This is a genomic window from Novipirellula artificiosorum (assembly GCF_007860135.1).
Taxonomy (GTDB): Bacteria; Planctomycetota; Planctomycetia; order Pirellulales; family Pirellulaceae; genus Novipirellula_A; species Novipirellula_A artificiosorum.
In genome coordinates, this window is the sequence record NZ_SJPV01000003.1 from 688,673 (window position 1) to 700,858 (window position 12,186).

The 12,186-nt window shown below is 56.2% G+C and carries 7 protein-coding genes; 3 read left to right on the forward strand and 4 right to left on the reverse strand.

From position 1 onward, the window contains the following. Positions 1 to 103 precede the first annotated feature (103 nt). The 3 genes from Poly41_RS12395 (at position 104) to Poly41_RS12405 (ending at position 8,533) form a co-directional block, all read left to right on the forward strand. Entirely contained in the window at positions 104 to 3,364 is a 3,261-nt protein-coding gene (locus Poly41_RS12395) for an SUMF1/EgtB/PvdO family nonheme iron enzyme (RefSeq protein WP_146526470.1), read from the forward strand. Between the two features lie 406 nt (positions 3,365 to 3,770). Next, positions 3,771 to 6,635, forward strand: coding sequence for an SMP-30/gluconolactonase/LRE family protein (locus Poly41_RS12400; RefSeq protein WP_146526471.1), 2,865 nt, complete (start codon positions 3,771 to 3,773; stop codon positions 6,633 to 6,635). A 56-nt stretch (positions 6,636 to 6,691) separates the two neighbouring features. Beyond that, positions 6,692 to 8,533, forward strand: coding sequence for a metallophosphoesterase family protein (locus Poly41_RS12405; protein WP_146526472.1), 1,842 nt, complete (start codon positions 6,692 to 6,694; stop codon positions 8,531 to 8,533). A gap of 290 nt (positions 8,534 to 8,823) precedes the next feature. Here the strand turns inward: Poly41_RS12405 and Poly41_RS12410 are convergent, their stop codons facing one another. From Poly41_RS12410 to Poly41_RS12425, 4 genes are all read right to left on the reverse strand, one after another. Further along, on the reverse strand, positions 8,824 to 10,335 hold the full coding sequence (locus tag Poly41_RS12410; protein ID WP_146526473.1) for an alginate lyase family protein: 1,512 nt from the start codon (positions 10,333 to 10,335) through the stop codon (positions 8,824 to 8,826). Positions 10,336 to 10,435: 100 nt separating this feature from the next. After that, positions 10,436 to 10,651 (reverse strand): hypothetical protein, encoded by a 216-nt coding sequence (locus Poly41_RS12415; RefSeq protein WP_146526474.1) that lies wholly within the window; start codon positions 10,649 to 10,651, stop codon positions 10,436 to 10,438. A gap of 101 nt (positions 10,652 to 10,752) precedes the next feature. Beyond that, positions 10,753 to 11,175 carry a hypothetical protein gene (locus Poly41_RS12420; protein WP_146526475.1) on the reverse strand — a complete coding sequence of 141 codons (423 nt, stop codon included), beginning with the start codon at positions 11,173 to 11,175 and terminating at the stop codon, positions 10,753 to 10,755. A 2-nt stretch (positions 11,176 to 11,177) separates the two neighbouring features. Beyond that, positions 11,178 to 11,897, reverse strand: coding sequence for a hypothetical protein (locus Poly41_RS12425; protein ID WP_146526476.1), 720 nt, complete (start codon positions 11,895 to 11,897; stop codon positions 11,178 to 11,180). Positions 11,898 to 12,186 lie beyond the last annotated feature (289 nt).

Below are 12,186 nucleotides of genomic sequence, written 5' to 3' on the forward strand. Positions count from 1 at the left end.
TCGTGATTTCCGCAGCGCAATTTCCGTCAACCGACCTCGATCGGCGTGATGTGACTCCACAACACGCTCCACTGGCTTTCACAACTCGAAGGAAAATTGAACGATGAAGAATTCGGTTCACGCCATGGCGATTGCGTGCGTCTTTTCTGGGCTGTTGACTCTGACAGCGTATGGGCAGTTTCGGTCGCCTGATCCGTATCAGCGTGATTCCAATGCGCAGCAGGAACAACAAGGTCCGCAAATCCGAAGGGAAGCCGGACAGCAGGGACCGGGTCAAGGGCAGGGACAAGGAAACCGGGTAGGCCAAGGTAGCGGCGCGCGCCGCGCGGATGACATGCGAGGTCCTGGCGGTGGTCAGAAGCAAGGCGGTGGTCAGAAGCAAGGCGGGGGCCAGGGGCAAGGCGGGGGCCAGGGGCAAGGCGGGGGCGGATCTCGAAATCCGGTCATTCTGGCTTTGGATGCCAACCGCGACGGTGAGCTATCGGCAAGTGAAATCGCCAACGCGGTCACCTCGCTCAAGGCACTCGACAAGAATGGCGATGGAAACCTCTCCCGTGACGAGATGCGACCGGAAGACGGCGACCAAGGGCAAGCTGCCCAACGGCAAGGCGGGCAGCGTCAGGGCGGACAACCGCAGGGGGGCCCTCGGCAAGAGGGGAAACGGCCAGCGGGCGGTCCAATGTCAACCCGTGAACCGCGTCCTGATTCCCCTGCCGCAGCAGTTCCGTTTGCGGGCGATGACCCGCAAAAAATGACGACGCTCTCGTCAGCAGAAGGCTTTGTCCTTGTACAGGCAGGAAGCTTCGAGATGGGCGACCATCACGATCTGGGCGGCCAAGAACACCGCAACGACGAAGTGCCCATTCACACGGTGCAGATCAGTTCGTTCCATATGCAAGTCACCGAAACAACCAATCAGCAGTACTGCGATTTTCTGAATGACGGACTGGCCGCCAAGGCGATTGAACTACGTGAAGGACAAGTTGTCCAAGCGGGCACCAATACGGTTTTCTGCGACACCTTTGAATCGGACAATGCCTCACAAATCGCTTTAAGTGATCAGCGGCGATTCGTGATGCGACCGGGCAAAGATAAGCACCCGGTTGTTTGTATCCGCTGGCACGGTGCAGCGGCCTATTGCAATTGGCTCAGCGAAGAAGAGGGATGGGATACGTGCTATGACACGCAAACTTGGCAATGCGACTTCGCGAAGATTGGCTACCGTCTGCCGTCCGAAGCGGAATGGGAGTATGCCGGACGCGGTGGTTTAACAGAGACTTATCGCATCTTTCCTTGGGGGGACGAACCGGATACACGTCGGGTCAACTGGCCGAATTCCGGCGACCCCTATGAGACCGGACCGTATCCTTGGACAACGCCCGTCGCCTTCTACAACGGTACGACAAGGACGAAAGACGAGTTCAATTGGCCGGGTTCGCAAGCGACCTACCAGACGGCTGACGGTGCGAACGGCTTCGGCCTCTACGACATGTCAGGCAACGTCTGGGAATGGACCGGCGATTGGTACAACCGCGACTACTATGCCGATGGTCCCGCCGCGAATCCAATGGGCCCCATGGCGGGAACACCGGTTCAAGACGGCAACACCTATCGCGTGCTTCGCAGCGGCAGTTGGTTCAACGGCCAATGGGGCCATGGCCGTGTTTCGAATCGCAATCCTTCGTACTATCGCGGTCCCGATGATCCAAACCACAGCTATTATCACATCGGTTTTCGGCCTGTTCGGTCGGTGGAGGGTCTTGCGGTTGCAAGCATCGTTCCGCGAGTCGCCGTTCGACCGCAGCCACCTCGGCAGCCCGAAACGGTTTTGCGACCCTCACTGCTGGAAAGCTCCGGTGTCGATCTTGGCCACGGGGTCCCAGGCGACGACGAAGTTCGTGCCGATGGCCAAACGCTTGGATTGTTGATCAACGACACGCGAGCCTTCAAGGGTTACACGCTGTTCGCACCGAAACACAACACCATGGTCTATCTGATCGACAACGAAGGCCGCGTCGTCAATCGTTGGGATACCGAGTACGAGCCCGGGCAGTCAGTCCATCTGCTTGAGAACGGCCATCTGCTGCACTGCTGCTTCACAAAGAACGGCAACTTCACGCGAGGCGGCGAAGGTGGGCGACTGGAAGAGTACGACTGGGAAGGCAACTTGGTCTGGGAGTTCGAATATTCCACCGACAAAGTGCTGTCGCATCATGACATCGCACCGATGCCCAATGGGAATGTGCTGATGCTGGCTGTTGAGTACAAGAGCCAGCAGGAATGCATCGATGCGGGCTTTGACGCTCGCGCACTTCGTGACGGCCATTTGTTCCCCGAACATATCATCGAAGTGAAGAAGACCGGACCCAAGTCCGGCGAAATCGTCTGGAAATGGCATGTTTGGGATCACATGGTCCAGGACTTCGATTCCACGAAGGCGAACTACGGTAACGTCTCCGAGCATCCAGAGTTGATCGACGTTCACGGCTCGCAACGTGGAATCCCGGCCTTTTGGAATCATGGCAACTCCATCGACTACAACGCCAACCTCGATCAGATCGTCCTCAGTGCACGAGGCTTCAATGAGATTTGGGTCATCGATCACTCGACGACGACTGAGGAAGCAGCGGGACCTGCTGGAGATCTTCTGTGGCGTTGGGGCAACCCGGTCGCGCACAAGAATGGAAAACGCGAGGACCGCCAATTGTTCCAGCAGCATGACGCCCAGTGGATTCCGGACGACTGTCCCGGCGCAGGCAACATGCTGATCTTCAACAATGGGTTGGATCGCGGTTTTTCAAGTGTGATCGAGATCAAAACGCCGGTCGATGGAAAGGGACGCTATACCAGCTTCGATGCCCCAATCCTTTGGGAGTACCGAGCGGATCCACCAACGGCGTTTTACTCGTCGGAGATTTCAGGCGCCCATCGATTGCCCAATGGCAATACGCTGATCTGTGCCGGATGCGTCGGCAACTTCCTTGAAATTACCCCCGAGGGTGAAATCGTGTGGCGGTATGCAAACTCGGTTGTTCGCGAAGGCATCCTCGCGGCCGACGGCGAGCCGGGAACCGATCACCGTGGACATCAATGGAATGCGGTGTTCAAGATCCATCGTTATGCCCCTGACTATCCCGGTCTGGTTGGCAAGTCGTTGACACCGGGCCAAGTGATTGAGCAACCCATCGGCGCTCCGATGCTACCGACCGGTGATCGTAGCGAAAGGAAGTTTGGACCGGGTGGAAGCCCGGGACGCGGGGCAGGTCGTGAACAAGTTGGCGAGCAGCATCGTGGAACAGGTGGCGAACAGCGTCGGCCCGGTGGTGAACAACGTCGGCCCGGTGGTCAAGCACGGGGTCGTTAGCATTGCACGGAGCAAGTCAATTGGGTGCCAAGAAACCCTCTCCCTCGCTGCGCTCGACCTCTCCCAAAGGGCGAGGTACACCACCTCTCCCGCTCGCGGGAGGGGTCAAGCGCAGCGAGGGGGAGGGCCCAGAACGCGCGGCCAACTTTTCGATACGTCTCAACACCGATTCGTCAGGCCAGGTTGGGGGTGAGGGGTTCTCCGCACACCGATTGCGGACCGACTTCTTGGCTCGATCACGCTGCCGCCACCCCCTCATCCCCAGCCCTTCTCCCCCAGAAAACGGGGGCGAAGGGAGCCAGAATCCCTATCCGCGACTTGTATCGATACCAATACCCGGTGGGAGGTCAACGCAAGTCGATTTTAGTTCACAACGCCTTAAGGTCTCCGCTACAAGGAAACTCTTATGAAACACACCATTCTGTCGATCATCGCAATATGCCTGACAACCGGCGCCGCACTGGCCCACGAAGCGCTTCAGGGACCAACGGAAACGATCCAGTGGGACCAGGACCGCGCGTACAACGGGTACACACTCTTTTCCGCTCGCGGGAAGAGCTATCTGATTGACATGGAAGGCCAGGTCATCAACACGTGGCCGATCGGCACGACGCCGCAATTCTTGGATAACGGCAACCTACTGGATGCCTCCAAAGACGATCCAAGCGGCTTTGGTGGATTTCGTGAACTGGATTGGGAGGGCAATGTCGTCTGGTCCTACGACGAACGGCGCGAAGCCTACTCGCCGCATCACGATTGGGTGCGTATCTACAACAAAGCGTTGGACAAGCCGACCATGCTTTACATTGCGAATCGGATGATTACGCACCAAGAGGCGATCGACGTCGGCTGTGATCCGGCTCATGGTCCCTATGACGGTGCACAACTCGATTCGATCGTGGAAATCGACATGGAGGGCAACATCATCTGGGAATGGCGGTTCTTCGACCACACGATTCAAGACGTTGATCCGACGAAGCCGAACTACGTGGGCCAAGGCAAAACGGTCGCCGACTATCCGCACCGAATTGACGTGAACATCCCCGGCCGACCTGTGAAACGAGATTGGCTTCACTGCAACTCGTTGGACTACAATCCTGAGCTTGGCTACGTCGTCACGAATTCGGTGCAAGGTGAGTTTTACGTCATCGATCATGACGGCACCTTCGTTGCAGGTGATCCGGATGCGAGCATGCGTTTGGCTGCCGGGCCGAAGGGTGACTTCCGCTATCGGTTCGGGGATCCGGCCCGTTATGGCCAGGGCGACCCGCCGTCGATCCTTCCGGATTGGACACAATCCACCACGGGCCACAAGCAGATCGGCGGAGCACACGACATCCACTGGATCGATGAGGGATTGCCCGGAGCGGGTAACTTCTTGATCTTCAACAACGCCCAGTACCTGTTCGAGCGGACTCCCCAGTCCTACATCCTCGAGATCAACGGCATGCTCGACCACGAGGGCCGCGAGACGGGCAAGTACGTCAATCCGCCCGACGCCGGGTACTTCCGTTGGGAGCATCCAAACCGCGACTCACAAAAGACGCCCCGATGGGTCTCGAACCAAATCGTTTGGATGTACTACTCCCGCAGCAACCAAGGATTCTTCAGCCACATCGGCTCTGGCGCACAACGGCTGCCGAACGGCAACACGCTGATCTGTTCGATGACCGAAGGGCATTTTTTCGAAGTGACCCCACAGGCCGAAGTCGTTTGGGAATACATCAACCCGGTGACGACCGACGGCGTCGTCCGAGTCTTGAAAGATGCCTTTCCCATGTCGAACGCCGTCTTTCGGGCTTATCGATACGGTGCCGATCATCCAGCATTGAGTGGGCGAGAACTCAAGCCAATCGGCCGGCTAACAGATCTCGCCGAGCAAGGCGTGATCAAGACGATTCCGCCAGGGCGTGGCCCCGTGCCGGGACAGTCCGACATGCAACCGACAGGACGACGCGGGCCCGGCCAAGGCGGACAGCCGCCCCAACAGCGAGGTCCTCGCGGACAAGGCGGTGCGCAAAGCGGCGGGCAGCGCCCCAATCAAAGCACCCCTGTACTGAATCCAGAAATGCAATTTCAGTTCACCGAAGGGCCGGTCGCTGATGCTTCAGGCAACGTCTATTTCACCGATGTTCGAGCAGGTTGCATCTATCGGCGAAACATCGATGGCCAACTGAGCGTTGTGCTTGAAAAATCGGGAGGAGCGAACGGTCTCGCAATCGACGCAGCCGGACGGCTCGTGCTCTGTCAGGGAGAACTCGGGCGTGTCGCACGCATGAACCAGGATGGTTCGCTCACTTTGCTTGCGGAAGCATACAATGGCAATCGATTCAACAAGCCGAATGATCTTTGGATTGCCCCCAGCGGCGGAATCTACTTCTCGGATCCGCTCTATGGCCAAGGAACCAAAACTCAGGACGGTGAGCATGTCTACCATATCCCACCCAGCGGTAAGCCGGTGATCCGCGTTGCCGACGATCTCGTGCGACCCAACGGAGTTGTCGGTTCGGCGGACGGCCAAACGCTCTACATTACCGACCAGGGGGCGGGCAAGACCTATCGCTATGCGATTCAGTCGGACGGAAGCTTGGCGAATAAGACGCTCTTCGCTGACATCGGGGCCGATGGACTTGCTCTCGACTCACACGGCAACCTTTATCTCGCGGAACAAGGCGTCGTCATGCTCGATTCGACCGGTCAACGCCTGCGTACTTTCGAGACACCCGAACGGCCGACGAACATCTGCCTGATCAACAATGAATCTAAGCTGTTCGTGACGGCTCGAACTCGTATCCTGTCGATACCACTCGGAGCTTCGCAGGACGAACCGAGGGGTGAAGCGAGGGGCGATCAAGGCGGCCAAAGAGGCGACCCGAGAGGCGGTGACCCGAATCGCAAACCCTGGCTTGTTGTTCATGCGGCCGAGATGGACGCCAACACCGATGGCTTTCTTGAACGAACCGAGTTGCAGCGGGCATGTCGCGACGTCTTCTCCATGTATGACCGAAACGAAGACGGAATGCTGACGTCGGACGAATACGCAGGCGGTCACGGAGAGGCTCCTCACACGATGGGCGGTTTTGTCAAGCAGCACAGTGACGAGATCGACCGGGACGCCGACGAGCGGATCACGCTCGATGAATTGCTGTCTGTGGCGAGCGAGTTGTTTGACAAATCGGATCGTGAGCGAATAGGTCGAATTGTCGCCGATCCTGACATCGCTCCGTCGAACAATTCGGATTACGCCCCACCAAAGTCAGGCGGTCGGTAGTTACTGCCGAACCGTGAGCGTTCAAGTTGTTGCACTGATGTTTACAGGAACACATTATGAAACACTGCAAATTCTTATTCATTTGCCTAGTCGCCCTGTTGCTGTCATCCATCCTGCCGGATGCCCAACCCGCATTTGCACAAGCAGGCGGCGGGCGACGCCAAGGAGGACCGCAAAAGGGTTCGAACCGTCAAGAGTCAGAACACCTATTCCATACCGATGTCCCAGAGCGGTTGCTCGACGTGACACTCGCTCGTCCGACTGACCAGAGTATCACGGTGGTTGTGACCTCGCACCAAGAGCTTGAAGTCAGCATCGAGCATGGAACAACTCGCGGCGAATACTCTGACCGGACGCCCTACAAGCAGTGCAAACAGGGCGACACCCTACATCTGCTCCTTGCGTCACTTCAACAAAACACACGGTACTACTACCGTGCTCGGTACAAGATCCAAGGCACACCGTGGGTTGAAACCACACCCGAGTACACATTTCACACGCAACGTCCCCCGGGCGAACCCTTCTGCTTTACCGTCCAGGCCGACTCGCACCTCGATGAACCGACCGACTCGAAGGTGTATCTCGAAACCCTGAAGCACGCTTCGCTGGCCAAGCCCGACTTCCACATCGATCTTGGCGACACCTTTATGACAGACAAGTATGGACGGAACTACAGCGATGCCGAAGCCCAATACTTTGCACAACGATACTACTTCGGACGACTCTGCCATTCGGCGCCGTTGTTTCTGACGTTGGGAAACCACGACGGCGAGACCGGATGGCTGTTTACCCCTCGAGAGGACAATATCTCGGCTTGGTCGCACCGCATGCGGACGCAGTTGTTTCCAAATCCCGTACCCAATACGTTCTACTCGGGCAACGCAACCAAGACGCCGGCCCTTGGATACTTGCAGAACTACTATGCTTGGCGATGGGGCGATGCACATCTCATCGTCCTTGATCCATTCTGGTCAACGCTCTCACGAGGACGTTCGGTTGAGGAAGGATGGCGGTGGACGTTGGGGCGTGAACAGTATGATTGGCTGCGAACAACACTCGAATCGAGCGATGCAGCGTTCAAGTTCGTGTTCATCCATAATTTGGTTGGCGGTGGTGATGAAGCGGCACGTGGCGGCGCGGAAGCCGCCACGTTCTTTGAATGGGGAGGGCATGACTTTGATGGCACTGACACCTTCCATGAGCACCGAGCCGAGTTCGAGAAGCCGATCCACGATCTGCTCGTTGACAATGGCGTGTCGGTCCTTTTTCACGGTCACGATCATTTCTTCGCACGGCAGGAGCGCGATCGCGTCGTTTACCAGCTTGTCCCCCAACCTGGACACGCTTCCAAACAACGCGCGAGTATGAAGTCGCGTGGCAGCAGCGCCGGCAACGCCCATCGAATGGCTACTGACTACGGCTATCAAACAGGAGAGTTCCTTTCTGGTTCAGGCTGCCTGCGAATCGCCATCTCTCCCAAGAAAGCCATCGTCGACTTCTTACTCAGCGATGGTAACGGCTCGGACACGACCACGGCCTACTCGTACACACTGACACCTGGATTGAACGAACCTGGCGAGAGCGGGACGCAAGTGGATGCGAGCGAGACCGTACCGCCCCCAACCTTGGCAGAGAGCGCAGATCGCCGTCCGAATTTTCTATTGCTACTCTCCGACGACCAAGATTGGACTGGGTTGTCAGTCGCGGACAACACCTATGTCGTCTTCATGTCGGACAACGGTGGCGGGGGTGGAGGCAAAGGCGTACCACGACCGGTTCAGGGTGGCAAAGGTTCGCTTTGGGAAGGCGGTATTCGCGTCCCGCTCATTGTTCGAGGCCCGGGTATCAAGGCGGAGATGGCCCACACTCCTCCATCCGCCTTGGCGACGATAAACTGATCCGGCTGGACGAAACCGGCGAAATCCGCCTGTTCGATCTTTCAAAGGACATTGGCGAGCAGAAGAACCTGTCGGAGTTTCGTCCAGATCGGGCAACCGAACTGGCACAACGCCTGGATTCCCATCTCAAAGAGATTGGTGCCCAGCCCGCAGTTCCAAATCCTCACTACGACCCCGATCGCGAGCCGACAACCAAACGCCAAGGCAAGAGCAGCAAGGCCGGACAGGAACCTGGGCGCCGTCGTCGCTTGCGAGAATGACGATCCGCGTTCCTACAGAAGCTTAGGAGATCATGGAATTTTGTTCTTCATCGGTCTTTCCTTGAAAGTGCTCCCATTGATGATCGTCGGGCAGCAGAGCAGGCCCGTAGGATCGGCCGCCGCGCGATCAACCGATTTCAGGAACGCCTCGATTTCGGGATTGCCGGGGTAGCGTTGGTTACCGATTTCATATCGACCCGCTGCGGATTCGCCACTGGGGCGTTCTCCGGAGTAGTAGCCTCCTTTAATCGTACCGTCCCCGAGTCGCCAGAAATCCGCATAAAACGTGAATGGCAATTCCATGGTTTCGCCATAAGCCCCGACGTATTGATAAAGATCCACGTCATTGCGATAGAGCGTCTCCGTCATTACCAACATCTCATCAAAGCTGAGCATCGCATAACCCAGCCCCTTGCCTTGCACGTGGCGGTAACGATCGGCAATTTCCCCGTCCTGATGGGGACCCGGATCATCGCGATAGAAAGGCGGTTTGTCCTTCATCAAAATCATCCCGTTGATCAGTTCAATCATGTCGCGTGGATTCTCTTCGCAATCCACGGCAAACTGCACCAAGCCACGATCTCCCACAGCATAACCCACCAGCAAAATGCCCATCGCATGAGCCGTGAGATGATTTTGATAGTACTGTGCGTTGAAGTAGGTCGGCTCGTTCGGATCTTTGGCTGGCTTCCAGTCTCGCGTCTCTTTGGCGATCCACCATTGCTCCCAAGCCGTGTCCCAACGTTTGATGCCCGTGTAAAAGATGGGCAGCAGCGACCGGAACCATGTCTCCACCTCGATCCGTTCTTCAGACGTAAGATCGTCGTAGAGCACGTCATAAGCATAGATAAATCCGATCACCCCCCGAGCCACATCCATCCCGGCGTTGGGAAAGCGATACTCGATCGTCGGTGTCGACCCGGGCAGGGGCGTCGCCCGTGCCCAGGTCAGCAAGATTTCTTTCGCTTTCGCCGCATACGCCGGATCTCCGTCGATCAGGTAGGCCATGACCAGCAGTTCCAGGTTTCTCATGCTCCGGCCGGCTTGCTTGATAAATTGCAAGGTGTCTTCCCCGGTATAGGCGGCGGAAACGGCTTGCATGAGGCAGCTTTGGGCTTGGGGCTCGAGCCGCTGCCAAGAGGAAAAGCGAGGTTCAAGCTTTCCAGCGATATCGGCTTTGATCTTCACCAACTCCTCGGGCGTGACCACGATCCGAGGGTGCGTGCGAGTGATGGGAGGAACCGTAACGGTTGAAGGACGCAAATCCTCAAACTCGCAGCCGGTCCAATCGTAACACCAAGGGGGCTGGCTATGATTTTTGGGCGCGGACGAATTCATCTCCGATTGGGCATGAGTTGGCGAAGTGATCGACATCGCCAACAAAAGTGTGATGAGCATTGGGAGATTCGTGTGTTTCATCTCAAATCCACCATAGGAATCGAGGATCCACAACTCTGCCGTCTCTGTGGCATCGAGATTCGGAGTGAGCAGGAAAAAGAACCGAAGAATGGATGGAGGGCTCACCGCTTTGGCTTTCTGCATGGGAGACGTCTAGGGAAGGCAAAAGGTCCTGACAGGATTTGAGTGGCAACTGGCGGGGAACCTTTTAAGCTTTCCGCAATAAAACAGGAATCATAATCGATCATTCCTTCCATCGCGTTCCCGGTAAATGGCCCAGAATGCCCAAAAGAATTCCGATGGAGCCGAGGACCAACGGAATGACAATCCCCCACGAAACGGAAACGTATTGAGCGATGACTGCTGAAGCCACGAAGAACACCATGCCCCTGCGATGAAAAATGGGCTCTGATTTAGTCTCTTGTTCAGCCGCAAAGGGATGATAGGGATTGATTTCCATTTTCGAAGTAACCGCCGTATGCGGACCCGCATGCTGAGGTGGTGTGGCAGGGGTACGCAGCAATGTGGCCCCTATGCCGATTGCGTTTGTTATCCGTCAATCTAGGAATTTGCAAGGCGTTCAACCAATGACACGAAGGTTGAAGCAGTAGCGTGAAAAACAACATAGGAAAGAATCAGCATCCCCAAGGCAAATTTCCACCTACCTTGCCTCGCCCTGAAGCCAAGCCAAATCGAAAGCCCGAAACCAATCAAGAGGATCGTACCGATCAAAGCGTATCCGATCACCATCACCTGCAGCAATTCAACGCTTTCAAAATCCCATGACGCCTTGTACGAGGCCCAGGCATGAAGGCAGAAAAGTGCCAAGTAGGCCAGCGACGCAATCCAGCAAAGTGTTGCGGGGATGTAGTTCCAACGCAACAAGTGACCGGAAGCTAGTGGTAATGCAGTCATTTCTCCGATACCCTTTGCAGAGGTGCCAAATTTGAACGCTACAGCTCTTTGTTGCTGCGTGGGTGGCACGTTCAACGGTTTTCAGTGTGCAGGCAATTACGAATCTCTGGTTTTGTCGCAAGATATTGGTCAACAAGCTTGCTGGACTCTGTGTCTGCCAGAGAGACCATCCCAACGACTCTACCATTGATCAATTCAACAAGACCCAGCGGAGGTGGCAAATCTCGTCCCTCAAAGTAGTGAGAGATATCAGGTTGCACAATGACTTTCATCGTATCCGTGTCAAACAAGAATAAACCGTCGTTGGGGACCCCCTCCAAGAATGTTCCGGCTGACAACGTGCCTTTGTGTAGGCCTCCATGTACCATCCACTGAAGCTCCCCATTGCCCGAATAACTTGAATAGCACATCGGCACCTTGTTAAAAGCGAATCCGTCAGGATAGCCAACATACCCAGCCGTTCGATCACGTGAGGAATCGACGATTTCTTCAAACAGTCCATCCCTGTACTTAGCTGGAACAGACCCCTCAATGGGTGGAATTGACCCCATCACACGCACTTCTTGAGGAACGGCTTCGATTCCGTTCATACCGACGTGGTAAGAACCATAAAGCCATTGCCCAGAAACAGATTCAGGAATAAGCGGGTCGCGTTTCTTTCTGTTGCTCTCCACGTCCTCCTCGCTTGCAAGAACAACGAAAACGGCGACAAAAACAGCGATAGCCGAAATCGCGGCTAGAAGCAGCCAGCAATTCCTTGGCGTATCAGTTCCTGCATTTCGTTCAATCAAAGTATTTCGCGTGGCTCGAGAAGGTCGTCATTTAAGAAAGCTGCACGCGCGCCGCAAAACGCCCGGTGCCAAACAGGCGTCCCGGAAGAGACTATTCACCGATTTGTGTGCCCGAAACCCACGTCTTGACTGTGTGTTTCCTTCATAGCTTCAATCGGATAACGAAATGCGATCTATCCGATGGTCAGGCGTTAAAAAAGCTCAACTTGCTAGTTGAGCTTGCCGCCTGACTTTCGGATAGATCGTGCGTTGAGCTTTGTCGCCGCAAGGGGATCCAGTCGGACGGGAC

Coding starts and splice junctions, on each gene's coding strand:
- Poly41_RS12405 (WP_146526472.1), top strand. CDS start 6,692: ATGAAACACTGCAAATTCTTATTCATTTGCCTAGTCGCCCTGTTGCTG.
- Poly41_RS12400 (WP_146526471.1), top strand. CDS start 3,771: ATGAAACACACCATTCTGTCGATCATCGCAATATGCCTGACAACCGGC.
- Poly41_RS12415 (WP_146526474.1), bottom strand. CDS start 10,651: ATGGAAATCAATCCCTATCATCCCTTTGCGGCTGAACAAGAGACTAAA.
- Poly41_RS12410 (WP_146526473.1), bottom strand. CDS start 10,335: ATGCAGAAAGCCAAAGCGGTGAGCCCTCCATCCATTCTTCGGTTCTTT.
- Poly41_RS12395 (WP_146526470.1), top strand. CDS start 104: ATGAAGAATTCGGTTCACGCCATGGCGATTGCGTGCGTCTTTTCTGGG.